We start from the raw sequence: 26,770 nt of genomic DNA, 5'->3' as shown, positions 1-26,770 counted from the left end.
AAACACAAGTCGCCCTCTTCTTTGCAGTTAGGTTTCCCGTTTTGCAAAAAACCATGAACGCAGGCCGTCTACTCCCTTTAACCACACCAGTTCGGGCAAAACAAAAAAAAGCGTTCCTCATCGGAAACGCTTCTGTCTTGCCCTAATCAAATTATTTTTCAAAACAGGGAGCGAATGAAGTCTGCTTCCTGCTCCGTTGGCGCCACAAGCGGCAGACGGACAGAACCGGCGGCAATTCCCTTCAGTTCCAATGCATATTTGACAGCCACTGGATTCGGGCATGTGAACAGGCCTTTAAACACAGGAAAAAGCGATTGATGCAGAGCTGCTGCCCGATCAGGGCGTCCGCCCGTAAAGGCTTCAATCATCCGCTTCATTTCCGAGCCAACCACATGGCTGGCTACACTGACGATCCCATAAGCGCCTACAGCCATGGCTGGAAGGCCCGAGGCATCGTCACCGGAATACACCTTGAAGCCGCCAGGTGCGGCAGCTGTTATCTGTGTGACCTGCTCCAATGAAGCGCATTCCTTGATTGCCACAATATTCCTGATTTGGGCCAAACGCAGCGTAGTCTCTGCCGTCAGGCTTGCCGCCGTTCTTCCCGGCACATTATAAAGCATGACAGGCAGGGAAGAAGAGCGGGCAATCGCCTCGAAGTGCCTGTACATACCCTCCTGATTCGGTTTGTTGTAATAAGGAACTACAAGCAGAACGCCGTCCGCGCCCACACGCTCGGCCTCCCTGGTTAAATGAATGGAATGGCGCGTGTTGTTGCTGCCCGTGCCTGCGATAATTTTGCAGCGTCCGGCCACCTTCTCCACTACAAAAGAAAACAAATTGATTTTTTCCTCATCGCTAAGTGTCGGGGATTCACCGGTCGTCCCCGATACAACGAGAGAGTCGGATTTTTGCTCCTCGATCAAATAATCAATCAAATCGGATGTCGCATCCCAATTAATCTCGCCTTGCTCGTCGAATGGTGTGATCATTGCTGTGATCAATCTTCCAAAATCCATCATGCTGCCTCCTTTCATAGCCCCATACCCGGTTAACGGTGTAGTTCGAATTTGGCATGAAGCGCGCGCAGCGCCTGCACCATATCCTCTTTTTTGACCAATACCCAAATGGTTGTGTTGGAGTCGGCAGACTGCAGAATCTGAATGTTGGCCTCCGCCAAGGCCTCGACAATCGTCGCCATAATGCCGGGCACGCCGTTGATGCCGCCCCCGATCACCGATACCTTCGCGCAGCCAGAGATCATCTTTGGGTTCAGGCCCATTTCCCGCAATATTTTAGCCGCTTTGGGGGCTTCACTGTCACTGACCGTGTATACCGCGCCTGTTGGAGTCACATTAATAAAATCAACGCTGATCCCGCTTGCGGCCATCGCCTTGAATACCTTTAACTGCGGATGATGATTCGCTTCCTCTGACTCAACAGTTATCTGGGTCACATTTCCAACGTAGGCGATGCCTGTCACGTACCGGTCAACCACACCTGACTGAACATCCTTGAAGCCTTCCGGATGCGTCACCAATGTACCTTCATTCTCGGAAAAGGTCGAACGTACCCGTACAGGAATGTTCGCTTGCATGGCAATTTCCACGGCTCGCGGGTGGATCACTTTCGCTCCGTGGTGCGCCATATTGCAAATTTCCGTGTAGCTGACATAAGTGAGCGGTTTGGCATCTTCCACAATTCTTGGATCTGCGGTTAAAATTCCGTTGACATCCGTATAAATATCGACCATTTCCGCATGGAGGGCGGCCCCTAACGCAGTAGCTGATGTATCGCTCCCGCCTCTGCCAAGTGTCGTGAAATCTCCGTTTTCCGTCTGGCCCTGAAAGCCGGTTACGATCACAACACGATCCCGCCCTAGTTCCTCCAGAATACGTGCAGGCTGGATGTCCAGAATTCTTGCATTCCCGAACTGGCTGTCGGTTATAAAGCCTGCCTGTGCTCCAGTCAATACCGTGGCGGAAATTCCTTCCCGCTCGAGCAGGCCGCAAAGCGTGGCTGCAGAAATAATCTCTCCGCAACACATCAGCAGATCCCGTTCGCGGTCAGGCAGACCGTCTCCGTTGCTTGCCGCCCAATCGAGCAGCGTATCCGTTGCATACGGTTCACCCTTGCGACCCATGGCCGATACAACTACTACAAGCTGAAAGTTGTTCTTCAATTCCCTCTTGATGTGACCGATGACCAGATTTCTGGCTTCAGGTGTGGAAAGCGAAGTTCCCCCGTATTTCTGTACTAAAATCCCCATAATTTCTCCTCCACCATGTGCACCTCAGGAACAGGCTTTTCAATATCCGTTCCTGCCAAACAATCTCATGCTGTATTTTTTCCGGCTTGCTTGCTCAATCTACTTCTTTTTCCCTTTGCCGCTGCAGCGAATTACCATATATTCTGAAAGCCTCCGGCTGCATCAGCAGCCGGAGGCCCGCCAGGCAATTACATGGTATGATGTCGCTGAATGATCATGGGCTGGAGCTGTCTGCCCTCCAGGGCTGCATAACATGCCTCGGGAATCAGCTCCATCTGAGCCACTAGCGAGTTGGGTTTCTGTTCCGGATTGTCCTGCCCGAATGGCACGAAATAAACGGATTTGGCCACAAGCAGCTTAGCGATATTCGCCGCATTCAGTCCAAGACCGTCATTGGTTGAAATGGCAAGCACCAGCGGACGGCCGTTCCGGAGCTGTGCTTTGGCAGCCATCAGCACGGGACTGTCCGTCATGGCGTTGGCCAGCTTGCTGGTCGTATTGCCCGTGCATGGCGCAATAACAAGGACATCCAGCATACGTGATGGTCCAAGCGGTTCAGCCTCGACAATTGTAGAAATGATATCATTCCCTGTTATATCTTTCAACTGTTTTTGCCAATTTTGCGAGCTGCCGAAACGTGTATCCGTCGTCAGCACCGAGCCTGAAATAATCGGAACGACCCGTGCGCCTTCATCTACAAAACGCTGAACGACGGGCATCACTTCCTCAAAGGTGCAATGTGAGCCCGTTATCGCATAACCTACTGTCTTGCCCCTCCAGTTCATATGCCTTCCCCCCGGTTCGGATTATCTTGCAAAAGCTGCTGAACCAATGCGTCCGCCATAATCATACCTGCGGTTTTGGGAGCTACGATGCCGGGAAGTGAAGGGGCAAGAACAGCCTTGATTCCAATCTTCTCCGCACTTGAGAAATCACATCCACCGGGAGCGGAGGCCAGGTCAATAATGACGGCACTCCGAGGCATTCGGGACAGGATTTGCGCTGTGATAATCATAGTGGGTATCGTATTAAAAAGCAAGTCAATATCGCTCACCTCATCCGCCAAATCCCTTGTCTCAAAAGGCTTCCAGCCCATCACGGCGGCACGTGCCCCTTCATCCTTCCAGCGAATCCCGATCTTTACGTCAGCTCCAAGCCCCTGCAGAGTTTTAGCCAATGTAAACCCGGTACGCCCCATACCGAGCACGATGCATTTGGACCCATGAATTGTAATTTCCGTATGCTGGATCGCCATCATGACGGCTCCCTCGGCCGTAGGAATCGAGTTGTGAATGGCAATATCGTCCCGATTCAGGAGCTCAACCAGCTTCAGACCATATTTGTCGCTCAAATTGTGCAAATACGGCTTAGCCATTCCGGTGTAAATTGTACAGTGCCCCGGTAGCACGGAAACATGCTCATCCAGCAGTTGCAGCGGTTCCTCAGCAAATAACGCGTTTACCTTTCCTTCATCATCACAGCCTACAACCGGCAATATGAGAGCATCCGCTGATTCCAGAACTTCTTCTCCCAGCGGCACAAAAGACACGCCGGGAATCTTCTCCGGAATGCGTTCAAATCCCACTGCATGCACAGAAGCGCCTAAATCGGCACATTTTCTCAGTACCTGCAGCTGTCGGGCATCTCCACCAATAACCAAAACCCGAATTCCTGTGAGCATCTGGTGTTCACTCCTTTTCCAGACACGGTATGGTTCATATTATGCGTTTACCCGGAAAGGGTGATAGAGAGCGCAAAAAACCGCCCATAGCGGGCGGTTCTCTTTGTCATATTCGTATTATTCGCTTGCAGGCCTATTATCTGCCTGTATGTCCGAAACCTCCCGATCCACGAACCGTTTCAGATAATTCTTCGACCTGCTTCAGTTCGACCCGGGGCACTTCCTGGAACACCATTTGGGCGATCCGTTCGTTCCGCACGATGGTAAATGGCTCCTCCCCTAAATTAATTAGGAGTACCTTAACTTCGCCGCGGTAATCGGCGTCAATCGTGCCGGGCGTGTTCAGACACGTAATCCCGTGCTTGTAGGCCAATCCGCTGCGGGGGCGGATTTGCGCCTCCAGTCCGGCAGGCATGGCAAGCGCAAATCCAGTCGGAATCAGGCCACGCTTACCGGGCTCCAGTACGACATCCTCTGTTACTGCAGCATATAAATCAAATCCGGAAGCAAGCTCCGACATTCTGCAGGGCAATTCAATATCTTCATTGCCCGCAAGCTTGTTAATTTCCACGTAATAAGACAAACTGGTCCCTCCTCAATCCTGTAACTGCCGCGTCCGAAGACCCGACCATGGCGACGGCGAAAGGCTGGGCGAACATACGGTCCAGCACGGCCTGTACATCATCCATCGTGACCTGCTCAATATTCCGGATCATTTCATCCAGCGTATAATGGCGGCCCAGCATCAGTTCATTCTTCCCGTTTCTGTTCATCCGGCTGCCCGTACTCTCCAGGCTCAAAATCAGACTTCCTTTAAGCTGCTCCTTGCCCTTGCTGAGTTCTGTGGATGTCAGCCCTTTCACCGCGGCGTCATGCAGCAGCTCCTGGGTCAGCTCAAGTACATCCTTCGTCTGCTTTGGCGCCGTCCCCGCGTAGATGGTCAGCATACCGCTGTCCGCATGGGAGCTATGATAGGAATACACGGAGTATGCAAGCCCGCGTTTTTCACGGATTTCCTGGAACAGTCTGGAGCTCATGCCTCCGCCAAGTGTATTATTCAGCAAAATCATAGCATATTGCAGCGGCTCGCCCGTGGCACATCCCGGGAACGACAGGCAGATATGGTTCTGCTCCGTGCTTTTTTCGTGAAACAGGAACTGTCCTGCAAAAGCAGGAACTTCCAGCTTTGAAGGCTGACCATGATTGTCAAAGTGGCCGAAGTGTTTCTCCAGCAGCTCGACCACATCATCACCGATATTTCCAGCCAGGCTGATCACTGTATTTTCAACGGTATAATGCTGTTTCATATAACCGCGGAGTTGGTCGCTGTCCATGGCCTGCAGGCGCTCCTCCGAGCCGAGAATCGGATAGGCCAAGGGATGGCTCCCGTACGCCGCTCTGGAAACCAGATCATGCACCATGTCATCAGGAGTATCCTCGTACATGGAAATTTCCTCAAGGATGACGTTTTTCTCTCTTGCGAGCTCCTCCGGGTCCAGCTTTGAATTAAAAAACATATCTGACAGCACATCTACCGCAATCGGCAAATGTTCGTCAAGCACCTTGGCATAATAACATGTGTATTCCCTGGAAGTAAATGCATTGACGTTTCCGCCGATGGCATCAAATTCCTCCGCAATATCCTTTGCGCTGAAGCGGTCCGTGCCTTTAAAAAGCATGTGCTCGATAAAATGGGATATGCCGCTGCTGGTTTCGTCCTCATGCCGCGATCCGGTCTTGACCCAGATTCCGAAGGAAACAGAACGTACGTTCGGAATTTTTTCCATGACCACTCTAAGGCCGTTGTTCAGCTGTATCAATTTCACTAAGTTGGCCCCCTTAAACTTAAACTTGCCTATGCCATGATGCATCTAACGCCATAATGTTCATCGTAACAGAAAAAGGAAGACTACTCAACCGCTTCGTCAAGGATCCGCTCCGACGAAAGTGTCTGGCTGACCGTGCCGGGTGTCAGTCCTTTGCTGCGTACAGCCTTGATCATATCGGCCAATGCCTCAGCTGAGGATTGGGTTGGATGCATCAGGATGAGTGAGCCAGGCCCAACACCGGCTCCAATTTTGCGCACGATGGAAGCAGGGTCCGGTTTTTTCCAATCCACTGTGTCCAGTGTCCATAAAACAGTCTTCAATCCCAGGCTTGCGGCGATTTCAACGGTCTGTTGATCATAATCCCCGGAAGGAGGAGCAAACCACTTATTCTGAACGCCAAGTGTTTCCTTGAGCAGAGCCTCCGTTTTCGAAATCTCCTGTTGTGCTCGCTCCCGGCTGAGCCGGCTCATGTTCGGGTGGGAATAGGCATGATTCGATATTTCGTGTCCTCTCTTCTGAATTTCCTTGGCGATATCCGGATTTTTCTTCAACCAGCTTCCGTCCAGGAAAAAAGTGGCCTTGACATGCTCACGATCTAAGATTTCGAGCATAGGACCGATGTATTCATTCCCCCAGGCTACGTTGATCATGAAGGCGGCCATCGGTTTGGACGGGTTGCCGCGGTAAATGGGGTGATGACCCAGATCATCAAGCGATACCTGCGGTGGAATTTGCTTATATATGTATTTTACAGGCATACCCGGAGTGGCAGCGGCCCTCCGATAGGTGGCTTCTATGTCTACTTCTACCCCGTTGTACCCGGGAACCGCCTTCCAGACATGGTCAACCTTCGCATCAATCGGGGCCTGCTTACGTCGCTCGGCCTCAAGCTTTATGATCTCCATAAGCTGCTCGCCTGCTGTCGCAGGTCCCCACACTTCTACTGCAATCTCTTCTTCCCACTGGTTGCGGACCTCTTGCACATATTCACGGATACCGCCGATTTGGCCAATCCACAGGACCAGAGCGGCACTCACCAAGGCAGCGGCGGCTATTTTCGCCTTTTTCATCCCATTCATCCTTCCAGCGCGTTTGTCCACATCCTATGAGCGCCGGACAGGTTTTATACCTCTATGGTTTCCTGCTTGCATATGTATTAAAAAAGAGCCAGAAAATTGCTCTGTCTCTTTTACAGATTCTTTGATGAGTATGAAGCGTTGTTGCTACTTGGCCGGCTGTTCTGCGGTCAATACGGCTTTGCGGGACAGGTTAACCCGGCCCTGTTGATCGATTTCGGTAACTTTAACCGTGATCGTATCGCCGATCGCCACCACGTCTTCCACTTTGCCGACCCGTTCGGTGGACAGCTGCGAAATATGAACCAGTCCGTCTTTGCCTGGCAAAATTTCTACGAATGCGCCGAATTTTTCGATACGTTTAACGGTTCCGACATAGATTTCGCCGATAACAACCTCTCTTACGATTCCTTCAATAATGGAACGTGCTTTCTCGTTCATTTCCGGATTGGACGAAGCAATAAATACACGGCCATCCTGCTCGATATCAATTTTCACGCCGGTTTCTTCGATGATCTTGTTGATGATCTTGCCGCCTGCACCGATGACATCGCGGATTTTATCCGGGTTGATATACATTGTAATGATTTTCGGCGCATATGGTGAAAGCTGCCTTCTCGGCTCTTGGATCGCTTCCATCATTTTATTCAGAATGAACATCCGCCCTTCTCTGGCCTGGGTCAGAGCGTCATGCAGAATGTTGCGGTCAATGCCGTCGATCTTGATGTCCATTTGAATGGCGGTTACTCCTTCAGCAGTCCCGGCCACTTTAAAGTCCATATCTCCCAGATGATCCTCCATACCCTGGATATCTGTCAGAATGGATACATGATCTTTATCCTTGATCAATCCCATCGCCACACCCGCCACCGGTGCCTTGATCGGAACACCCGCATCCATCATTGCCAGCGTACTTGCGCAAATGCTCGCCTGCGATGTAGAACCGTTCGATTCAAGCACCTCGGATACGAGACGGATCGTATAAGGGAATTCGGATTCCGACGGGATGACTTTGGCCAATGCACGCTCGCCAAGCGCACCATGCCCGATTTCACGTCTGCCTGGAGCACGCAAAGGACGCGCCTCGCCCACGCTGAAAGGCGGGAAATTATAATGGTGCATAAAGCGTTTCGACTCTTCCAATGAAATGCCGTCCAGAATTTGCACATCACCAAGGGCTCCCAGCGTACAAACGCTCAACGCCTGTGTCTGTCCGCGTGTAAACAAACCGGAGCCGTGCGTCCGTGGCAGGAGGCCGGTATCACTCTCAATCGGACGGATTTCATCCAGCTTGCGGCCGTCCGGACGAATCTTGTCATGGGTAATTAAACGGCGCACTTCTTCCTTAACGATATCATAGAGAACTTCGTTGACATCCTTCAGAAGCTCCGGTGTATCCATGTACTTCTCTTCAAAATGAGCAACCGTCTCTTCATTGATGGCATCGATCGCGTTCTGGCGTGCATGCTTTTCTTCGATTTTTACCGCTTCCACCAAACGGGCTGCGGCATACTCACGCACTTCCTTGTTGACCGTTTCGTCCACGGCATGCAGCTTGACCTGCATTTTTTCCTTGCCGGCAATCTTCACCAGCTCTTCAATCGTGGCGACAATGTTCTTGATTTCATCATGTCCGAACATGATCGCTTCCAGCATCGTCTCTTCAGGAACCTCATTCGCCTCGGCTTCCACCATCATGATCGCATCTTTTGTACCCGCCACAACCAGATACAAATCGCTTATCTCCTGCTGCTCAATGGTTGGGTTGATGATAAATTGACCGTTCACCCGACCGACTGCAACACCGCCGATCGGACCGTTAAACGGCACATCCGAAATACTCAGCGCTGCCGACGTGCCAATCATGGCCGCGATCTGTGGCTCACAGTCCTGATCGACACTCATCACAAGGTCCAGGACCTGAACATCATTGCGGAAACCTTCTGGGAACAGCGGCCGTATCGGACGGTCCGTCAGACGGCTGGCAAGAATCGCCTTCTCGCTTGGTCTTCCCTCACGCTTGATGAAACCTCCTGGAATTTTACCGACAGCATATAATCTTTCCTCATAATTGACGGTTAACGGAAAAAAATCCAAATCCTTCGGTTCGCTTGATGCTGTAACGGTACAAAGCACCGCGGTCTCGCCGTAGCGTACCATTACTGCTGCATTGGCTTGCTTTGCCAGTCTCCCCGTTTCAAGAACGAGCTTTCTGCCGCCAAGCTGCATTTCTACACGTTGTTCCATGGTATCCCTCCATTCTTTACACCTGTATGTTCTTGTTCTGCGTAAAAACAGTATTTCCTGCTCCAAGCCGATTCATAAGATAACTCTCTTTCATCGAAGACAGTCAGCGCTTAGGAAAAGGCACGATTGGAGGGCTCCCCGAAAATCCGGAAACCCGAGAAATTTAATAAAACCTGGCTGTTGTCCGCCGTCGCCTTTGCAGGGACATGCGGTGAACAACCAGGTTCTTTTTGGGCTTACACGTAAATTAACGGCGCAGTCCGAGTCTTTCGATCAGTGCGCTGTAACGATTTACATCGGTTTTCTTCAGGTAAGCCAAAAGCTTACGACGCTGACCAACCATCTTCAACAGCCCGCGGCGGGAGTGATGGTCTTTCTTATGCGAACGAAAGTGGCTTTGCAAGTTAACGATGTTCTCCGTCAGGATTGCGATTTGAACCTCTGCGGATCCAGTATCGGATTCGTGAGTTTTGTATTCGTCAATCAGCTGTTGTTTACGCTCTTGAGTCAATGCCATTCTGTTCACCTCCTTCATTATAATCGCCGTCAGCCGAGTAACCGCCGGTGAAAGCGTGAAACCAAGCCAAGGTTCACTGTTGCATGAGCAACGTAATTTAGTATAACACGGCAGAGTACCCATTGTAAATGCCGTACTAAAATCTTGAAGATGAAAGCAGCTGTCTTGCCGTATCCGCATCATTCCGGATTTGTGCCACAAGCTCCTGAACACCGCTGAACTTGCGCTCAGGCCGGATAAAGTGGTACATCTCCACCGCCATCGTTTCGCCATAGATTTGCCGGTTGAAATCGAACAGATGCACCTCGAATGACGGCTTCAGGTCCCCTTCATGAAAGGTCGGCTTCACACCAACGTTCATAACCCCTTTCAACTGCTCGCCGTCTACGGTGGCACGGACTGCGTATACCCCTTTCATGGGGATGACATAATTATCATCCAGCCGCAGGTTGGCGGTCGGAAACCCAATCGTCCGTCCTCTTTTTTCACCATCGCTTACGATCCCCTGCAGCCGGTATGAACGTCCGAGCCAGTCCAAAGCACGGGCAAGATCGCCTTCCCTTAGCGCTTTGCGGATGCCCGAGCTGCTGACTTTTTCCCCGTTCAATTCGAAGGGCTGCGCGGTCTCCACGGTCATCCGGTCACCCCCCAGTTCCCTCAGCATGCTCTCATCCCCTTCACCACGGTGGCCGAAGCGGAAATCAAACCCGACAACCGCCGTTTGCACCTGCAGCGGAAACAGCACATCTTCTACGAACTGCTGCGGAGTTACACGCGAAAAAGCTTCATTAAACTCCATAATATACAGCACGTCAACCCCCATCGACCTCAGCAGTGCCTTTTTTTCGGCAATAGGGGTCAGATAGCCCTCATAGTCACCCTTCTTCATGACTTCTTTGGGATGAGGATGAAAGGTCATAACAGATACCGGGCACTGTCGGCGCTCAGCCAATGAAACTGCTGTGCGGATTACGCTTTGATGACCCATATGAAGCCCGTCGAACTGCCCCATAGCCATAACCTGAGAGCGGGCATGCTTTTGTAAAACTTCAGCTGTCGGCGGGTATGACAGAGGTACAGTGATCATTCGCTTTTCACCTGCATTCCTTATATAGTTCTGAATACGATTACTGCTGATCCGAAAGAAACACCTTGATGGCTGTCACGGCATGCGACTCCGGATCACGGACGAAGATGCCGAGAAACTGGCCGTCCTCCCGATAAAGCCGGACAGGCAGACCATGCTCTACCGGCGGAAGCACAGCCCCCGGGGACAGTCGCTGTCCCTGTACGGCCGCTGCCGCTCTTTGCTTGACAACCGTATGTGCGGGCATAAAAGCAATCGCATCATCCACCGGTATCAGACGCTCGCCCAGCGTGCCATCTGCGGTACAGCGCTCAATATCTTCGAACGTCAGGCAGCGATCTGCTTTGATGCCGGCGGACATGGTCCGTTCAAGACGGACCATCGTGGACGGATAACCAAGCTCGCGCCCGATATCCACGCAAAGAGTACGGATGTAGGTGCCTTTGGAGCACAGAACCCGAAACGATACATCGGTATGTGTATCCCTGTTGGCAAAGCCGTTCATCTCCAGCTCATAGATGGTGACCTCCCGGCTTTTGCGTTCCACGGTTTTCCCTTCCCGGGCGAGCTCATACAACCGTTTGCCTGCTACCTTGACCGCCGAATACATAGGGGGCACCTGGCTAATCACGCCGGTAAAACGCTGCAGCACCGCTGCCGCCTCCCCCTCCGTCACCGCCCGTGCGTCAGTTTCCTCCACCACCGTACCCGTCATATCTTCCGTATCGGTCGCAATACCAAGACGCAGTGTAGCCTGATACTCCTTCGGTTGTTCCTGCAAATATTCCACAACCCGGGTCGCTCGCCCCAGACAAAGCGGAAGTACGCCAGTGACCTGCGGATCAAGCGTGCCGGTGTGGCCGATCCGTTTCATTCCCAGCAGACGGCGCGCCTTGGCCACCACATCATGGGAAGTAAAACCGGCGGGCTTGTAGACAGGCAAGATCCCTTCCCAACTTTTCTTCATAGCTGCTCCTTAACTCTGTTGACGACCCGTTCGACAACTTCCGCAAGCGTGCCCTCCACGCGGCAGCCGGCGGCCCGCACATGCCCTCCGCCTCCAAAGGAATGGGCCAAAGCCGCCACATCAACTCGGCCTGCGGAGCGCAGGCTGGCTTTGACTGCTTGTCCGTCGATCATCTTAAATAAAATGCCCACTTCCACTCTCTGGATGTTACGCGGATAATTTACGATTCCTTCCAGATCCTCGTTTTCGGCTCCCGCAGCCGCCATATCTTCCGGCCGGACAGTCACCCAGGCAATTTTGCCATCAGCGGTCATTTCCAGCGTCGACAAAGCCTGTGTCAAAATTTGCACCTGCGCCAGCGACAGGCATTCGAGCAGCCGTTCCGACAAATCCGGACCATTTACGCCATGAGACAGCAGTGCAGAGGCGATGGACATAACCTGGGGAGATGTATTTGAATAGCGGAAACCGCCGGTATCTGTCAACAGGCCGGTATAGACCAGGGTTGCTATCTCTGCATCCCAGTTTACGCCCCACAGTTCCAGCAAATCAAATAAAATTTCGGCCGTGGCTGCCGCATCCGCCTTAATCACATTGACACTGCCATAGCCGTCATTGGTCGGATGGTGATCTATATTCAGAATAAGCGCATCATCTGCAAAATACTGCTCGGTCAGCCCAACACGGCGGAAATCCGCACAGTCCACACAGATCACCCGGCTGTACTTGCGGTCCAAAGGCTGAACGCTCATATTCACGATGTCATCAGCATGCCACAAAAATTTCATTCGCTGCGGGATTGGCCCCTCGTTCAGCATCGTAAATTTTTTGCCCAGACATGAGAGAAGCCAGCCCACCGTTAAGGTCGAGCTGACTGCATCTCCGTCCGGCTGTACATGCGACACGATCAGGAAATCATCATGCTCCTGCAGGAAATTTTTTGCCTGCTGAAGCGCCCGTTCATAAGTCTGCATTGCCGTCTCCTTTACATTCAATTCATGATTGATCTTCCTTGCCGATGTCATTAAGCAGCTTCTCGATACGGCTGCCATAGGCAATGGATTCGTCAATTTTAAAAATCAGTTCCGGTACATGGCGGAGCCGGATTCTTTTGCCCAGCTCCGAGCGAAGAAAGCCATTGGCTTTGTCCAGCCCCTTGAGTGTGGCCTGCTTCTGTTCTTCGTCTCCCAGTACGCTTAAATATACTTTGGCCTGGGACAGATCATTGGTCACGTCAACACCCGTTACGGTCACAAAACCGATGCGCGGATCCTTCAGCTCGCTCTGGATCAGCAGGCTCAGCTCCTTTTTGATCTGTTCCCCGACACGTCCTGTTCGTATTTTAGCCATTGTAGCTCACCTTTCTGCCCTCAGCGTTCCACCGTCTCCATGACGAACGCTTCGATGACGTCGTTTTCCTTAACGTCATTATAGCCATCAAGGGTAATACCGCATTCGTAGCCTTGCGCCACTTCCTTGGCATCGTCCTTGAACCGCTTCAAGGAATCGATTTTACCTTCGAAAATGACGATGCCGTCACGGATCAGGCGGGCTTCCGCGTTACGGGAAATTTTGCCAGACGTAACCATACAGCCTGCGATAGTTCCGACCTTGCTGACTTTAAATATGTTGCGCACCTCGGCATGACCGATAATATTTTCTTTGTATATCGGATCAAGCATGCCTTTCATCGCCTGCTCGATTTCTTCGATTACGTTGTAGATAACGCGGTGCAGGCGGATGTCCACTTTCTCGGAATCGGCGGTCGCCTTGGCCTGATTGTCAGGGCGAACGTTAAAGCCGATCACAATCGCGTTCGAGGCCGCAGCCAAAATGATGTCGGACTCATTGATCGCGCCAACACTGCTGTGGATGATCTTGACGCGTACACCCTCAACTTCAATTTTGTTCAGGGAGCCTTTCAGCGCTTCGACAGAGCCTTGCACGTCACCTTTAATAATGACGTTCAGATCCTTCATTTCGCCATCTTTAATATGCTGAAACAGGTCGTCAAGGGTTACCCGTGTATTGCTGCCCAGCTCGGATTGCCGATGTGTGGTTGCACGTTTTTCAGCAATGGCACGTGCTTTGCGCTCATCTTCAAACACCATGAACGGATCGCCGGCCAAAGGCACTTCCGTCAAACCGGTAATTTCTACCGGTGTGGAAGGACCTGCCTCTTTCAGACGGCGGCCTTTGTCATTAACCATTGCCCGCACCCGCCCGAAGCAGTTGCCCGCCACAAACGCGTCGCCAACTTTCAACGTACCGTTCTGCACGAGAATCCGTGCCACCGAACCGCGGCCTTTGTCCAGCTCGGCCTCGATGATGGTTCCGCGTGCGCGCTTGTCAGGATTCGCTTTGTACTCGTTCACTTCCGCAACCAGCAGAATCATTTCCAGCAGATCTTCCAGACCCATTTTTTGTTTGGCCGACACATTCACGAAGATGGTATCGCCGCCCCACTCTTCCGGAACGAGCTCATATTCTGTCAGCTCTTGCTTCACTTTATCCGGATTGGCATCCGGCTTATCAATTTTATTAACCGCTACGATGATTGGCAAACCTGCCGCTTTGGCATGGTTGATCGCTTCCACCGTTTGCGGCATCACACCGTCATCGGCTGCAACAACGATGATGGTCATATCCGTTACCTGGGCACCGCGTGCACGCATGGCTGTAAACGCTTCGTGGCCAGGCGTATCCAGGAACGTAATCTTCTTGCTGTTGATTTCCACCTGGTATGCGCCGATATGCTGCGTGATGCCCCCGGCTTCGCCGCCGATAACGTTCGTGGAGCGAATCGCATCAAGCAAGGTGGTTTTACCATGGTCAACGTGGCCCATGATCGTTACAACTGGCGGACGTGTGGTCAGGCTTTCCGGTTCGTCATTTTCCTCAGTCGTTTCAAAACGGTCCTCTTCGACCGGAATCTTCACTTCGACTTCCACTCCGAATTCGCCTGCAAGCAGGAGAATCGTATCCATATCCAGCTCCTGGTTGATGGTAGCCATCGTGCCCAGCATAATGAGCTTTTTGATAACCTCGGAAGCATCCTTGTGCAGGAGCTTAGCCGTTTCGCCAACGGTCATTTCACCGCGCACGATAATTTTCTTCGGAGTGTTGTCAATTTTCTCGCGGCGCTGTTCCTGCTGTCCCCCGCGGCCACGGTTGTTGTTGAATTTCCCGCCTTTGCCGCCGCGACCGGCATTGCCACGGTTTTGGCCTCCGCCGCCTGTACGGTCCTCAAAGCGGTTGTTTCCTCCCTGACGGCCACCGCTGCCCCCCCCGTTGTTGCGGTTATTGCCGCCGCTGCGATTACCGCCGCCTTGCCCACCGCGGTTTTGTCCTCCACCGCTGCGTTCGGCCGTTTTGACCGTTGCTCCGCCGTCACGCTGGCCGCTGTTTTGCTGCGGACGGGAGCCTACGCTTGTTCCGCTTTGCTGGCGCGGTGCCGAACCTCCCTGCGGGCGATTGCCGCCGCCCGCATTGCCTTGTCGCTGCCCGCCGCTCCGGTTCTGACCGCCCTGGCCGGAAGAGGAACCGCTTCTCCGGTTATCCTGACCGCTTTGCGGTCTTGAGTTTGTACTGCTCTGGTTTTGGTTGGTTTTTTTATTATTCATACTTACCTGCTTTTCCTGTTGAATTTTGGGTTGCTCTGTCTTTTGCGCATGGATCTGGGCCGTACCTGTCCCGCTTTGCTTAGCGGCGTTGGATTTGATTTCCTTGAAGAAGTTTTCAACCTTGCCTACGGCATCGTTCTCCATAACGCTCATATGATTGTTAACGGGAATGTCAAGCCTTTTAAGAATCGTAATAATTTCCTTGCTGCTCATATTCAATGACTTGGCGTACTCATAAACCCGCAGTTTGTCTTTGCTTTCCTGTTTACTCAATATACTCCACCTCCGACATAATCCCCGCATGTTTCAAGATCATTTGCGCGAACCCTTGATCCGTTACCGCCAGCACGACCCGTTCGGCCTTGCCGACACTGTTGCCCAAGCTTTCCCGGTCAAACCCTATCAGCAGTGGAATGTTGTAGAATCCGCATTTATCGCGGAATTTCTTTTGAGTATTAACTGAAGCATCTTTCGCAAGGATGACCAGCTTGGCTTCGGAAACGCGCACAGCCTTCAGCACGATTTCATCACCAGTTACCAGTTTGCCTGCCCGCATGGCCAGGCCTATATTGGACAGCGCCTTATTCATCATCGGCACTGCCTTGTGCCGCCAGGAATTCTTCCTCGGCGGCAGCGAAATCCCGGGCCAATTGATCATGGATTTCCGGATCTACCTGATGCTTTAAAGCACGATCCAGCGCTTTGTTCTTCCGGGCCAGCTTAAAGCATGCGTCCTTGCCGCATAAATAAGCCCCCCGGCCAGATTTTTTACCGGTCAGATCAATCAATATTTCGTCTTCAGGGGTTTTGACGATGCGGATAAGCTGCTTCTTCGGCATCATTTCCTGGCAGGCCACGCATTTGCGCAGCGGTACCTTTCTCTGTTTCATTCGACTCCCCCCTTAACCTTGCGTTTAATCGACAGAAACGGAATCCTGATGCATTTCCTCGTCATTGCTGCGGGGTCTGCCGTACTCTTCTTCCGCCTGGGTTTCGCTCTTGATATCGATCTTCCAGCCTGTCAGCTTGGCGGCAAGCCGCGCATTCTGTCCCTTGATGCCGATGGCGAGGGATAGCTGGTAATCAGGAACGATGACACGCGCCATTTTTTCCGCTTCAAACACCTGCACCTCCAGCACCTTGGAAGGGCTAAGCGCATTGGCTACATATTCATCGACATTGTCGGAGTAGCGGACGATGTCGATTTTCTCACCGCGCAGCTCATTGACGATAGTCTGTACACGCGTGCCTCTCGGGCCAACACAGGAGCCGACCGGATCGACTTCTTCGTTGCGCGAGTATACGGCGATTTTGGATCGAAAGCCGGCTTCACGGGCCACAGAACGAATCTCCACAACCCCGTCGAAAATTTCCGGAACTTCAAGCTCGAACAATCGTTTGAGCAGGCCCGGATGAGTGCGGGACAGCAGAATTTGCGGCCCTTTCGTTGTATTCTCCACTTTTGTGATATATGCCTTGATGCGGTCCAGATGGTTGAATCTCTCATTCGGCATCAGCTCGCTGAGCGGAAGCGCTGCTTCAATCTTGCCAAGATCCACGTAAATATTACGCTGATCCTGCCGCTGTACGGTGCCTGTGACGATATCTTCCTCTTTATCGACAAAAGCGTTGTAAATCAGCCCTCGCTCCGCCTCGCGGATGCGCTGGGTAACCACCTGTTTGGCTGTCTGGGCAGCAATCCGTCCGAAATCACGCGGCGTTACTTCGATCTCCGCAATGTCGTCAAGCTGGAAATGCGGATTGATTTCACGCGCAGCCGGCAGGGAAATTTCGGTACGAGGATCCAGCACCTCGTCTACGATCAGCTTGCGAGCAAACACTTTGATAACCCCGGTGTTGCGGTTCATATCGACGCGAACGTTCTGGGCCGTGTTAAAGTTGCGTTTGTAGCTGGAAATCAGGGCGGCTTCAATCGCTTCGAACAGCACATCCTTGCTGATGCCTTTTTCCCTTTCCAGCTCATTCATTGCTTCAATAAAATCCATACTCATGGATCATTTCTCCCCCTTTCAAATCATGGCGTCTTGCGCAGAAACGGTTTGTTCCTTGTTCCAATCAAGGAGACCGGCCGTTTCACGCCAGACCAATCGTCATTAGTTGCAGTCAAGCATTTAAAATATGATCGCCAGCCGCGCTCCCGCTACTTTGGCGTACGGAATGACATGCTCTTTTTTGCCAGTTTGCACCGTAAGCTCGTCATTTTCAAATGAAAGCAATCTGCCCTCAAATTCCTTGAGGCCGTTAACAGGCTCGTATGTAGTAATGAATACGTCTTTGCCTACCGCTCTGGCCACATCCTCCGCTTTCCTCAGCGGACGTTCCGCACCGGGAGATGACACTTCCAAAAAATAAGCATCCGAGACCGGGTCCTTCTCATCCAGCTTCTGGCTGAGATATTCACTGATCATACTGCAGTCGTCCAGGTCAATTCCGCCGTCCTTGTCAACAAAGACGCGCAGAAACCAGTTACTGCCTTCCTTGACGTATTCAACGTCGACCAGCTCGAAGCCATGCTCAATCAAGTAGGGTTGAACCATTTCTTCCACGATGGATTTGATCTTTGGTGTGCTCAAAGATTATAACCTCCAAGAGTATCGTTTCCTGTATATCTGTTTTTGCCGCGCCACCCGGGGCCTGCGCCAATAATTCACAAAACCGCCGTAGCAAAGAGTAAAGAGTGGGTTTCCCCACTCTTTAGCGACGGTTTTATCTCCATGATTACCAAAAAAATTATAACATAACCAGATGTAAGTGACAAGGGTTGAAGCTTGACTTCCTCACGGAGAGGACAAGCCTAGAAGAGGGAAAGCTGATTGCTTTCCGGAAGTCCGCGGAAGCATCCCATTTGCGACAGCATCTCCACAATTGTTTTACTTGCCTTCGATTTTTGCTGAAAATCCTCGATCGACAAAAACTCACCCTGCTCGCGGGCAGCAGCGATGTTGCGGGCGGCGTTTTCCCCGATTCCAGCCAAGGCCCCGAACGGAGGAATCAGCGAATCGCCGTCGACCTTAAAGCGGGTCGCCTCCGAACGGTAAAGGTCAATCGGTTTAAAGGTGAAACCGCGGGCTGTCATTTCCAGCGCCATCTCCAGAATCGGCAGCATGTTTTTCTCCTTCGGCGGAGCCTGGAACCCGAGCTGCTCGATTTCGACAATTTTACGGCCGATCGCTTCATAGCCCTGGCAGCATAATTCGATATCAAAGTCGGCTGCGCGGACCGAAAAGTAGGTCGCATAAAATGCAATCGGATGGTACAGCTTGAAGTAGGCGGTGCGAACAGCGGAGATAACGTAGGCCGCCGCGTGCGCCTTCGGGAACATGTACTGGATTTTGAGACAAGAGTCAATGTACCATTGCGGCACCTTGCAGCGCTTCATCTCTTCAATCCATTCCGGTGTCAAGCCTTTACCTTTACGCACGCTTTCCGTAATTTTAAAAGCAAGGCTCGCATCCATCCCCGCTTTGTAAATCAGGAACAGCATAATGTCGTCACGACAGCCGATAACCGTTTTGATGTTGCACGTGCCGTTTTTGATCAGATCCTGCGCGTTGCCGAGCCATACCCCCGTACCGTGTGACAGACCGGAAATCTGCAGCAAATCCGCAAAGGAGGAAGGCTGTGATTCGATCAGCATCTGACGTACGAATTTCGTCCCCATCTCCGGGATACCGTAGGTGGCCACCGGGGTTCGGATCTGCTCCGGCCTAACGCCAAGCGCTTCCGTTGAGTTGAACATGCTCATGACCTTGGGATCGTTCATCGGTATCGTCGTTGGATCGACATTTGTCAGGTCCTGCAGCATTCTCATCATCGTGGGATCATCGTGTCCCAGAATATCAAGCTTGAGCAGGTTCGCGTCAAAGGCATGATAGTCAAAATGGGTGGTCTTCCATTCCGCAGAGGTATCGTCCGCCGGAAATTGAACCGGAGTGATATCCTCCACTTCGATATAATCCGGCACGACGACAATCCCGCCTGGGTGCTGACCCGTGCTGCGCTTGACGCCGGTACAGCCGGCGGCCAGCCGGTTCAGCTCTGCTCCGCGCCATTTCTGGTTATGCTCTTCTTCATACTTCTTGGCAAAGCCGAAGGCAGTCTTCTCCGCAACCGTGCCAATAGTGCCTGCCCGGAATACCGCTTTCTCCCCGAACAGCACCTTAGTATAGTTATGGGCATGTGGCTGATATTCGCCCGAGAAGTTCAAGTCGATATCGGGAACCTTGTCCCCCTTAAAACCAAGGAACGTCTCGAACGGAATGTCCTGCCCCTCCCCTTTAAGCTTGCCGCCACATTTCGGGCAGTCCTTGTCGGGAAGGTCGAATCCGCTCGGCACACTGCCGTCCAGGAACCACTCGCTGTGCTTGCATTCCGGATTCGTACAGATATAATGCGCAGGCAGCGGGTTAACCTCGGAAATACCGAGGAACGTCGCCACCACCGATGATCCTACGGAGCCACGCGAGCCGACCAGATACCCGTCCTGGTTCGACTTTTTGACAAGCCGCTCGGAGATCAGATAGTTGGCCGAAAAGCCGTATTTAATGATCGGCTCAAGTTCCTTCTCCAGACGGGCGACAACGACTTCAGGAAGGTCATCCCCATAGATGGATCTGGCTGTTTCGTAGCAGGTGTTGCGGATCTCTTCATCCGCTCCCTCCAGGATCGGAGTAAAGAGCTTGTCCGGGAACAACTCCAGTTCTTCGAACCTGTCGGCCAATTCGCTTGTGTTGGCAACAACCACTTCATAAGCCTTCTCTTCACCCAGGAATTCGAATTCAGCCAGCATCTCCTCCGTCGTGCGCAAATGAGCGTCAGGCTTGCGTATGCCTTTGAGCGGGCTGAAGCCGGTAATGCCGTGAATCGTAATATCGCGGTAAATCTTGTCCCTCGCCTCCAGATAATGAACATTTCCGGTGGCAATGACGGGCTTGCCCAGCCGCTGGCCGATATCGCATATTTTACGAAGCGCCGTTTTAAGCGCGTCCGGGTCGCTGACAAGCTGTTTTTCCACAAGATGCATGTACATTGTGAGCGGCTGAATTTCCAGCACATCGTAAAACTGTGCCACTTCTTCAGCCTCTTCCACCGTCTTGTTCAGCACGGTTTCGAAAAATTCGCCTTTCTCGCAGCCAGAAATAATCAGCAGGCCTTCCCGCATCTCGGACAATTTCGATTTTGGGATACAGGGCACCCTTTTAAAATATTCTGTGTGCGACTGAGAAACAAGTTTATACAGGTTCTTCTTGCCGACCGGGTTCAGCGCATAGATGCAGCAGTGGAACGGCCGGGCTGTGGATAAATTCTTGCCCACATCATCATTAAGCCGATCCAGCCGTGTCATGCCCTTCATCTGTGCAGCATCGGCGAGCAGGCCGTTCAGCACACCTCCGAGCGCTATCGTATCATCAATCGCACGGTGATGGCTTTCCAATGCGACCTTGTATTTGTCCGTCAGCGTATTGAGTCTGTGATTTTTCATGGTCGGGAAGAGCAGGCGTGCCAGTTCCAGCGTATCCAGCACCGGATTCGTCAGCTCAGTCAGCCCCATTTTCTTTAGGGTGGCCTGAATGAAGCCGATGTCGAAGCGGGCATTGTGGGCGACCAGCACCGCATCTCCAACGAATTTCACAAATTCCTCCATAACCGGTTCCACATTCGGCGCATCCTTGACCATCTCATCCGTGATATTGGTGAGCTGCTGGATATTATAAGGAATCCGCTCATGCGGGTTAACGAAGGTTGCATAACGGTCAATTTCCTTGCCGTCCTGCATTTTCACAGCCGCAATTTCTATAATTTTGTTCTGTGTAATCGAAAGGCCTGTTGTCTCAATATCGAATACGACATATGTAGCCGTTTTAAGATCAAGCGGCTGAGCCTGCATGACAACCTCAATGGCATCGTTGACTACGTTGGCTTCCACTCCGTATATCATTTTGATACCGTTCTTCTTCGCCGCTTTGGCCGCTTCGGGATAACACTGCACACCGCCATGATCCGTTACGGCGATCGCTTTATGCCCCCATTTGGCGGCTGTTTTGATATAGGTATCAATGGAGGTTACCGCATCCATGGTGCTCATTTTCGAATGCAGGTGAAACTCCACCCGTTTCTCCGGCGCGTTGTCTTTGCGCGACGGCGGGGCCTGCACCTCCACCAGATCGGAAGGAATCATAGCGAGCTCCGGCACCTGCATGAACCGGTCGTATTCCACCCGTCCCCGAACCTTTACCCATTTGCCGTTAGCCAGCAGGCTGAGAATTTTCAAGTCTTCCTTGGTCTTCGCGAACATTTTCATCTGCAGTGAATCTGTAAAATCTGTCAGATAAAAAGTGAACAGGGTGCTTCCGTTACGCAGCTCCTTACTGTCCAGGCCAAAAATCGTTCCCTGCAGTGTGACCTTTTTTTCCTCATCCTGAATTTCCTGAATCGGAACAGGCTGCTCTTTAATTTCATACCCGAATTGGAGGCGCACATCCCCTTCTTCTTCATCCGCCAGCGGCATCTCGGTCTCCATGCTTTCCATCATTCGCTGGATAACCTCGCGCTCTTCTTCCAGCTTCTTCTGCTGGAATTGCTCAAGCGCTTCCTCGTTGCCTTCCCCAGCCTGCATCTTGACCCGGAGCGTGAGATGAAAATATCGCTCGTAAAAACGAACAATCGCCTGGTCGATCTGTTTTTTACGAGCCAGTTCCAGCGACATAGCATCCGTCATCGTCAGCAGCAGCAAACCGTTGTCCCAGTCATGGCCAGCCCTGGTCATCCAGCCGTTAACCGAAGGAATTTCGCGTTGGACCCATTCCAGGAACATTTTCCAATACTCGTCGATAATGTCGGCTCTGTTTACAGCCTCACTGTATTGAAAGCCAAAAGTAATTTTGGCGATATGATTCATCTTTTCCTGTACCTGCAAGCAAAACGTCCGGTATACCGGAGCGGGAACCAGCGTTTTTTTCGCCAGAATAATATGCCATTCTTTGTTGCTGCGGCTGATCTCCACCCTTTCGACCCATCCATCCAGAAAGTAAGGATCTACTATACCGGGGGCTACGCTCGCCTGCTTCATCAGCAGTTCAAGTCTCTTTCTCTTGTCGTCAGCACCGCTCATGGTTCTCCCACCTTCCCCAAAACATGAAGAGCCCCTGGTCCGCAAATGCCATCGATGGCAACAGACACACCGACAATTTCTGCGATCAGAAGCTCATTTAGTTGCACCATGCTCTATTTTACTTGATTAATAAGCTCGTGCGAATACCACGGTATGCTTGGCAGGCTGTCCGCAGCACAGGCAGACCGACTTCTCTTCGGACGGCTTGAAAGGAATGTTGCGGCTTGTTGCCCCAGTTACCTCTTTCACCTTGTCTTCGCATTCCTCAGAGCCGCACCAGCCGGCCAGCGTAAAGCCGCGCTTCTCCTCCATCAGAGCTTTCATTTCATCGAGTGTGTTCACAGAATAAAAATTTTCCTGCATAAAGGACTTGGCCCGGTCGTACATTTCCTGCTGAACCTGAGCGAGCATCGCGTTGATTTCATCAACCAGATTGGACTGCTGCACCACTTTCTTCTCGCCGCTGATGCGGGAGACGAGCACGCAAACTCCGTTCTCCATGTCACGAGGCCCAAGTTCGAGGCGGACAGGCACTCCGCGCATTTCATATTCGTTGAATTTCCAGCCCGGACTGACGTCGGAACGGTCATCGACCTTCACACGTACACCGGCCTTCTTCAATTCGGCATAAAGCTCATCCGTCCGCGCCAGCACCGCGTCACGTGTCTTCGGCGGGCCGATCGGAATCATGATGACCTGGGTAGGCGCAACCTTGGGAGGAAGCGCCAGTCCGCGGTCATCCCCATGCACCATGATCAGCGAACCGATCAGGCGTGTGCTCGTTCCCCAGGAGGTCGTGTGCACATACTCAAGCGTATTGTCACGGCTCAAATACTTGATATCGAACGCAACCGCAAATTTCGTGCCAAGATAATGGGAGGTCCCCGCCTGCACCGCACGACCGTCGCGCATCATCGCTTCCAGCGAGTACGTATTCACTGCTCCGGCGAAGCGCTCGGATGGAGTTTTCTCGCCGACAACGACCGGTATCGCGAGCACATCTTCGATAACCTCGCGGTATACCTCCAGCATTTTCATCGTTTCCTCGCGAGCTTCTTCTTCCGTCTCATGCGCGGTATGTCCTTCCTGCCACAAAAACTCGCTTGTGCGCAGGAAAGGAAGCGTACGCTTCTCCCATCTGACCACGTTCGCCCATTGGTTAATGAGCACAGGCAGATCACGGTAGGATTGGATCCATTTGGAGTACATATGGCCGATCATCGTCTCGGAGGTAGGACGGATCGCGAGACGTTCCTCCAGCTTTTCTCCCCCGGCTTCCGTCACCCACGGCAGCTCCGGATTAAAGCCTTCTACATGCTCTTTTTCTTTCTGGAAAAAGCTCTCCGGAATAAACATCGGGAAGTAGGCGTTGCGGTGTCCCGTCTCTCTGAAGCGAACGTCCATCGCATCCTTGATATGCTCCCAGATTTCGAAGCCGTCCGGGCGGAAAACGATACATCCCCGCACAGGAGAGTAGTCCATCAATTCCGCTTTCTTGATGACATCAATGTACCAACGGGAGAAGTCCTCCCCCTGCGGTGTAATTTCAGACACGAATTGTTTATCTTTTGACATAAAAAGGCCGTCCTCCCATCAGGGTCCGGCCGCAGCGCGGACCCTGGCATAAATTAACCGTTAATCAAACGCAATATATCGTTATAGGTGACCGCAATCATCAGCAGGAACAGCATCGCAAAGCCAACAAAATGCACCATGCCTTCCCTGCTCGGATCGATAGGCTTGCCCCGAACAGCTTCTACACCAAGGAAAATCAAGCGGCTGCCATCCAATGCCGGGATCGGCAGCAGGTTGAAGATGCCAAGATACAGGCTCAAAATAGCCGCCCAATACGTGAGCTGATCGATGCCCTGCTTGGCGATTTGCCCGGTGACCTCAGCCGTCCGTACCGGTCCTCCCAAATCATCGATAGAGAAATTCTGAATCAGCTGGCGGAAGCCGTCAAAGATCGCTACGGTCGTATCTACCATCGACTGGCCTGCAACCTGGAATGTTTCGGCAAATCCAGCCTGCCTTGTTGGCAGCACCGGTGCAATTCCGACCTTGCCGCCTTCCTGCCCTTCCATCGCCACCGGTGTGATCGTCAGGTTCAGTGATTCATCCCCGCGCCGGATCACCCAGTCCATGGGCCGGTCCTGGGACGCTGCGATCAGATCGATCAGCTTTTGCCGGTCTGCGCCAACCTGCTCTCCGTTAATGGATTCGATCATATCTCCCTCATGGATTCCGGCCTTATCGGCAGGCATGCCCTCCGTAACTTCTCCTACGATTACATTCGTCGGATTTGCAACCTGAATGCCGGTCATCTGTACATGAATGGCAAACAGCACAAAGGCAAGCACGAAGTTCATTAACGGGCCGGCAAAAATAGCCATCGCTCTTTGCCCCACCGTCTTGCTGCCATACTGGCGGTCCCGGGGAGCAATCTGAACCGATTGCCCCTTGCTCACCGTCAACGCCTGCGGATGAACCTTGAACTGCTGGGAATCTCCATCCACATCAAGCATAAGGGTCAGGGCGTCCTCCAGATCAATGGATTGCACTTCACCGCGGATTACATTTTTGCGGTTATCCAGCTGATCAAGATAAATGGTCTTTACCAGGCCGTCCGATTCGCGCACAGCAATGGTCTGCCCAGCCTCAATCTGATTCAATTCCGGATCTTCACCAGCCATCCGCGCAAAGCCGCCGAAAGGCAGCAGACGAAGCGTGAACTGGGTTTCATTCCTTTTATAGGAGAACAGTTTCGGACCGAAACCGATCGCAAATTCTCTAACCAGGATGCCGGCACGTTTGGCAAAATAGTAATGCCCCCATTCATGCACCGTTACAAGAACGAAGAACATGAGCACCGTCAGTAAAACCATTTGAACCGTTTCCAATCGTTTCCTTTCCCCTTTCGTGAGATCGAGTATGTCCTTCTAATTTATCATTATTCTCCGATCCCGTACAAGAGAATCACACAGGTGGGTCTTAATTGGAAAGAAGAAGGTTTTACAGCACTGCGGCGGTTGCCCGGACCTCATGGTCACAGGCTTCTATGGCCGGCAGATCCGGATTCACCGTATTGTGGTGCCGGTCGAGCACCCGCGCGATGATATCCTCAATCGCCAAAAAGGAAATTTCTCCTCTTAAAAACCGGGCCACCGCCACTTCGTTGGCCGCGTTGAACGCAGTTGGCGCTGTCCCCCCCATTTTACCACATTCAAAGGCAAGTCTTAAACACGGGAACCGCTCGTAATCCATTTCCCGGAAATGCAGGCTTCCCGCCTCCGCCAATGACAGGGGCTTGGCCGGTGAGACCATGCGGTCCGGATAGGTCAGGGCATACTGAATCGGAACACGCATATCCGGATTTCCCAACTGGGCGATAATACTCGTATCCTTGAATTCTACAAAAGAATGGATGATGCTTTCGGGATGCAGCAGCACACGAATCTGATCATAGGACAATCCGAACAGCCAGTGAGCTTCGATCACTTCAAGACCTTTATTCACCATCGTCGCCGAGTCGATTGTAATTTTCGCACCCATCGACCAGTTCGGATGCTGCAAGGCCTGCTCCACAGTAACATCCTTGAGCTGCTCTCTGGTCAAATCCCGGAACGATCCGCCGGAGGCTGTCAGTGTAATCCCCGCAACATCCTGCATCCGTTCTCCGTTCAGACACTGGAAGATGGCGGAATGCTCACTGTCGATCGGCAGCAGCTTTACCCCTTTCTTCCGCGCCTTTTCCGTGACGATATGCCCGGCAGTTACCAGCGTCTCCTTATTGGCCAGGCCAATTTGCTTGCCGGCCTCGATCGCGGCCAGGGTTGAAGGCAGCCCCATACTGCCCATGACCGCCGTCACTACCGTATCCGCCTCAGTTCCTGCGGCTACTTCAATAAGACCTTCATCGCCCCAATACAGTTCTGTTCCCGGCGGCAGCTGCTCACGAATCTGCTCCGCCAGTTCCTTGGTGGCCACAGACACCTTCTTGGGACGGTAATGTTGCGCCTGTTCAAGCAGAAGCGACGTATTGGCGCCAGCAGCCAATCCCTCCACCTGATACAGGCCGGGGTGCATGCTGACAACGTCCAGTGTCTGTGTTCCAATCGAGCCTGTTGAGCCAAGCACGGCAATCTTTTTCATGACGCACCTTCCTTTAGAGGTTATTCAAAAAGTCATCTTTTGATCACGAAGTAAATCAGGAAGCGAACTCCACATCGAATCTTGAATTCAGCCGGGCCTAAGCAGATGCTTCCGAAGCATGTTTCCTACAGAAACATTTCAGGTGCTCACGTACCCAACGTACGCTCTGCTCCTCAGTCCCTATCTTCAT

General features: G+C 52.2%; 22 protein-coding genes. All 22 read right to left on the bottom strand.

The window, feature by feature from the left end; all coding sequences use genetic code 11:
• Window positions 1–158: 158 nt before the first annotated feature.
• The 22 genes from dapA to ACE41H_RS07385 all read right to left on the bottom strand — a co-directional run bounded on the left by dapA (window position 159) and on the right by ACE41H_RS07385 (window position 26,580).
• Window positions 159–1,022, bottom strand: coding sequence for a 4-hydroxy-tetrahydrodipicolinate synthase (dapA, locus tag ACE41H_RS07490; RefSeq protein ID WP_375354446.1), 864 nt, complete (start codon window positions 1,020–1,022; stop codon window positions 159–161).
• Window positions 1,023–1,051: 29 nt separating this feature from the next.
• A complete protein-coding gene (dapG, locus tag ACE41H_RS07485) occupies window positions 1,052–2,269 on the bottom strand; it encodes an aspartate kinase (protein WP_375354444.1) in 1,218 nt (405 codons plus the stop codon).
• Between the two features lie 188 nt (window positions 2,270–2,457).
• On the bottom strand, window positions 2,458–3,054 hold the full coding sequence (locus tag ACE41H_RS07480; protein ID WP_375354443.1) for a dipicolinate synthase subunit B: 597 nt from the start codon (window positions 3,052–3,054) through the stop codon (window positions 2,458–2,460).
• On the bottom strand, window positions 3,051–3,950 hold the full coding sequence (gene dpsA / locus ACE41H_RS07475) for a dipicolinate synthase subunit DpsA (RefSeq protein WP_375354441.1): 900 nt from the start codon (window positions 3,948–3,950) through the stop codon (window positions 3,051–3,053). Before dpsA ends, ACE41H_RS07480 begins: the two co-directional genes overlap by 4 nt.
• A 136-nt stretch (window positions 3,951–4,086) precedes the next feature.
• Complete coding sequence (gene dut, locus ACE41H_RS07470) at window positions 4,087–4,533, bottom strand: dUTP diphosphatase (RefSeq protein ID WP_375354439.1); 447 nt, start codon at window positions 4,531–4,533, stop codon at window positions 4,087–4,089.
• On the bottom strand, window positions 4,511–5,776 hold the full coding sequence (locus ACE41H_RS07465; RefSeq protein WP_375354437.1) for a M16 family metallopeptidase: 1,266 nt from the start codon (window positions 5,774–5,776) through the stop codon (window positions 4,511–4,513). The genes dut and ACE41H_RS07465 overlap by 23 nt, the downstream gene beginning before the upstream one ends.
• Window positions 5,777–5,859: 83 nt before the next feature.
• Window positions 5,860–6,849: a polysaccharide deacetylase family protein gene (locus ACE41H_RS07460; protein WP_375354435.1), complete on the bottom strand. Its 990-nt coding sequence runs from the start codon at window positions 6,847–6,849 to the stop codon at window positions 5,860–5,862.
• Window positions 6,850–7,002: 153 nt separating this feature from the next.
• On the bottom strand, window positions 7,003–9,102 hold the full coding sequence (gene pnp, locus ACE41H_RS07455; RefSeq protein ID WP_375354434.1) for a polyribonucleotide nucleotidyltransferase: 2,100 nt from the start codon (window positions 9,100–9,102) through the stop codon (window positions 7,003–7,005).
• Window positions 9,103–9,349: 247 nt separating this feature from the next.
• Entirely contained in the window at window positions 9,350–9,619 is a 270-nt protein-coding gene (rpsO, locus tag ACE41H_RS07450; protein ID WP_375354432.1) for a 30S ribosomal protein S15, read from the bottom strand.
• A 136-nt stretch (window positions 9,620–9,755) separates the two neighbouring features.
• Entirely contained in the window at window positions 9,756–10,706 is a 951-nt protein-coding gene (locus tag ACE41H_RS07445; RefSeq protein ID WP_375354430.1) for a bifunctional riboflavin kinase/FAD synthetase, read from the bottom strand.
• Between the two features lie 40 nt (window positions 10,707–10,746).
• Window positions 10,747–11,673, bottom strand: a complete 927-nt coding sequence (gene truB / locus ACE41H_RS07440; RefSeq protein ID WP_375354428.1) for a tRNA pseudouridine(55) synthase TruB — start codon at window positions 11,671–11,673, stop codon at window positions 10,747–10,749.
• Complete coding sequence (locus ACE41H_RS07435) at window positions 11,670–12,647, bottom strand: DHH family phosphoesterase (protein WP_375354427.1); 978 nt, start codon at window positions 12,645–12,647, stop codon at window positions 11,670–11,672. The genes truB and ACE41H_RS07435 overlap by 4 nt, the downstream gene beginning before the upstream one ends.
• A gap of 22 nt (window positions 12,648–12,669) precedes the next feature.
• Window positions 12,670–13,023, bottom strand: a complete 354-nt coding sequence (rbfA, locus tag ACE41H_RS07430; protein ID WP_375354425.1) for a 30S ribosome-binding factor RbfA — start codon at window positions 13,021–13,023, stop codon at window positions 12,670–12,672.
• A 20-nt stretch (window positions 13,024–13,043) separates the two neighbouring features.
• Complete coding sequence (infB, locus tag ACE41H_RS07425; protein WP_375354423.1) at window positions 13,044–15,569, bottom strand: translation initiation factor IF-2; 2,526 nt, start codon at window positions 15,567–15,569, stop codon at window positions 13,044–13,046.
• Entirely contained in the window at window positions 15,562–15,885 is a 324-nt protein-coding gene (locus tag ACE41H_RS07420) for a YlxQ family RNA-binding protein (protein WP_375354519.1), read from the bottom strand. Before ACE41H_RS07420 ends, infB begins: the two co-directional genes overlap by 8 nt.
• The gene (rnpM, locus tag ACE41H_RS07415; protein WP_375354421.1) at window positions 15,878–16,186 is read right to left on the bottom strand and encodes an RNase P modulator RnpM; all 309 of its coding nucleotides are present in this window, start codon (window positions 16,184–16,186) and stop codon (window positions 15,878–15,880) included. Before rnpM ends, ACE41H_RS07420 begins: the two co-directional genes overlap by 8 nt.
• A 24-nt stretch (window positions 16,187–16,210) precedes the next feature.
• Entirely contained in the window at window positions 16,211–17,308 is a 1,098-nt protein-coding gene (nusA, locus tag ACE41H_RS07410) for a transcription termination factor NusA (RefSeq protein ID WP_375354419.1), read from the bottom strand.
• A gap of 120 nt (window positions 17,309–17,428) precedes the next feature.
• Window positions 17,429–17,890 carry a ribosome maturation factor RimP gene (gene rimP, locus ACE41H_RS07405; RefSeq protein WP_375354417.1) on the bottom strand — a complete coding sequence of 154 codons (462 nt, stop codon included), beginning with the start codon at window positions 17,888–17,890 and terminating at the stop codon, window positions 17,429–17,431.
• Window positions 17,891–18,111: 221 nt separating this feature from the next.
• Window positions 18,112–22,428 carry a PolC-type DNA polymerase III gene (locus ACE41H_RS07400; protein WP_375354415.1) on the bottom strand — a complete coding sequence of 1,439 codons (4,317 nt, stop codon included), beginning with the start codon at window positions 22,426–22,428 and terminating at the stop codon, window positions 18,112–18,114.
• A gap of 126 nt (window positions 22,429–22,554) precedes the next feature.
• A complete protein-coding gene (proS, locus tag ACE41H_RS07395) occupies window positions 22,555–24,003 on the bottom strand; it encodes a proline--tRNA ligase (RefSeq protein WP_375354413.1) in 1,449 nt (482 codons plus the stop codon).
• Window positions 24,004–24,056: 53 nt separating this feature from the next.
• Complete coding sequence (rseP, locus tag ACE41H_RS07390) at window positions 24,057–25,328, bottom strand: RIP metalloprotease RseP (RefSeq protein WP_375354412.1); 1,272 nt, start codon at window positions 25,326–25,328, stop codon at window positions 24,057–24,059.
• Window positions 25,329–25,440: 112 nt separating this feature from the next.
• Entirely contained in the window at window positions 25,441–26,580 is a 1,140-nt protein-coding gene (locus ACE41H_RS07385) for a 1-deoxy-D-xylulose-5-phosphate reductoisomerase (RefSeq protein ID WP_375354410.1), read from the bottom strand.
• Between the last annotated feature and the right edge of the window lie 190 nt (window positions 26,581–26,770).

It is taken from the genome of Paenibacillus enshidis (assembly GCF_042136365.1).
In the GTDB taxonomy this organism is placed as follows: domain Bacteria; phylum Bacillota; class Bacilli; order Paenibacillales; family Paenibacillaceae; genus Paenibacillus; species Paenibacillus enshidis.
The sequence above is the reverse complement of the archived record's forward strand: the minus strand, read 5'-3'. Positions and strand labels throughout refer to the sequence as shown.

Excerpts from the sequence above, each read along its gene's own strand:
- nusA (WP_375354419.1), bottom strand. The coding sequence starts at position 17,308 with ATGAGTATGGATTTTATTGAAGCAATGAATGAGCTGGAAAGGGAAAAA.
- ACE41H_RS07480 (WP_375354443.1), bottom strand. The coding sequence starts at position 3,054 with ATGAACTGGAGGGGCAAGACAGTAGGTTATGCGATAACGGGCTCACAT.
- truB (WP_375354428.1), bottom strand. The coding sequence starts at position 11,673 with ATGAAGAAAAGTTGGGAAGGGATCTTGCCTGTCTACAAGCCCGCCGGT.
- rnpM (WP_375354421.1), bottom strand. The coding sequence starts at position 16,186 with ATGAAACAGAGAAAGGTACCGCTGCGCAAATGCGTGGCCTGCCAGGAA.
- ACE41H_RS07460 (WP_375354435.1), bottom strand. The coding sequence starts at position 6,849 with ATGAAAAAGGCGAAAATAGCCGCCGCTGCCTTGGTGAGTGCCGCTCTG.
- dapG (WP_375354444.1), bottom strand. The coding sequence starts at position 2,269 with ATGGGGATTTTAGTACAGAAATACGGGGGAACTTCGCTTTCCACACCT.
- proS (WP_375354413.1), bottom strand. The coding sequence starts at position 24,003 with ATGTCAAAAGATAAACAATTCGTGTCTGAAATTACACCGCAGGGGGAG.
- ACE41H_RS07435 (WP_375354427.1), bottom strand. The coding sequence starts at position 12,647 with ATGCAGACTTATGAACGGGCGCTTCAGCAGGCAAAAAATTTCCTGCAG.
- rpsO (WP_375354432.1), bottom strand. The coding sequence starts at position 9,619 with ATGGCATTGACTCAAGAGCGTAAACAACAGCTGATTGACGAATACAAA.
- ACE41H_RS07445 (WP_375354430.1), bottom strand. The coding sequence starts at position 10,706 with ATGATCACTGTACCTCTGTCATACCCGCCGACAGCTGAAGTTTTACAA.
- dapA (WP_375354446.1), bottom strand. The coding sequence starts at position 1,022 with ATGATGGATTTTGGAAGATTGATCACAGCAATGATCACACCATTCGAC.
- ACE41H_RS07385 (WP_375354410.1), bottom strand. The coding sequence starts at position 26,580 with ATGAAAAAGATTGCCGTGCTTGGCTCAACAGGCTCGATTGGAACACAG.
- rbfA (WP_375354425.1), bottom strand. The coding sequence starts at position 13,023 with ATGGCTAAAATACGAACAGGACGTGTCGGGGAACAGATCAAAAAGGAG.
- dpsA (WP_375354441.1), bottom strand. The coding sequence starts at position 3,950 with ATGCTCACAGGAATTCGGGTTTTGGTTATTGGTGGAGATGCCCGACAG.
- ACE41H_RS07420 (WP_375354519.1), bottom strand. The coding sequence starts at position 15,885 with ATGAATAAGGCGCTGTCCAATATAGGCCTGGCCATGCGGGCAGGCAAA.
- pnp (WP_375354434.1), bottom strand. The coding sequence starts at position 9,102 with ATGGAACAACGTGTAGAAATGCAGCTTGGCGGCAGAAAGCTCGTTCTT.
- ACE41H_RS07400 (WP_375354415.1), bottom strand. The coding sequence starts at position 22,428 with ATGAGCGGTGCTGACGACAAGAGAAAGAGACTTGAACTGCTGATGAAG.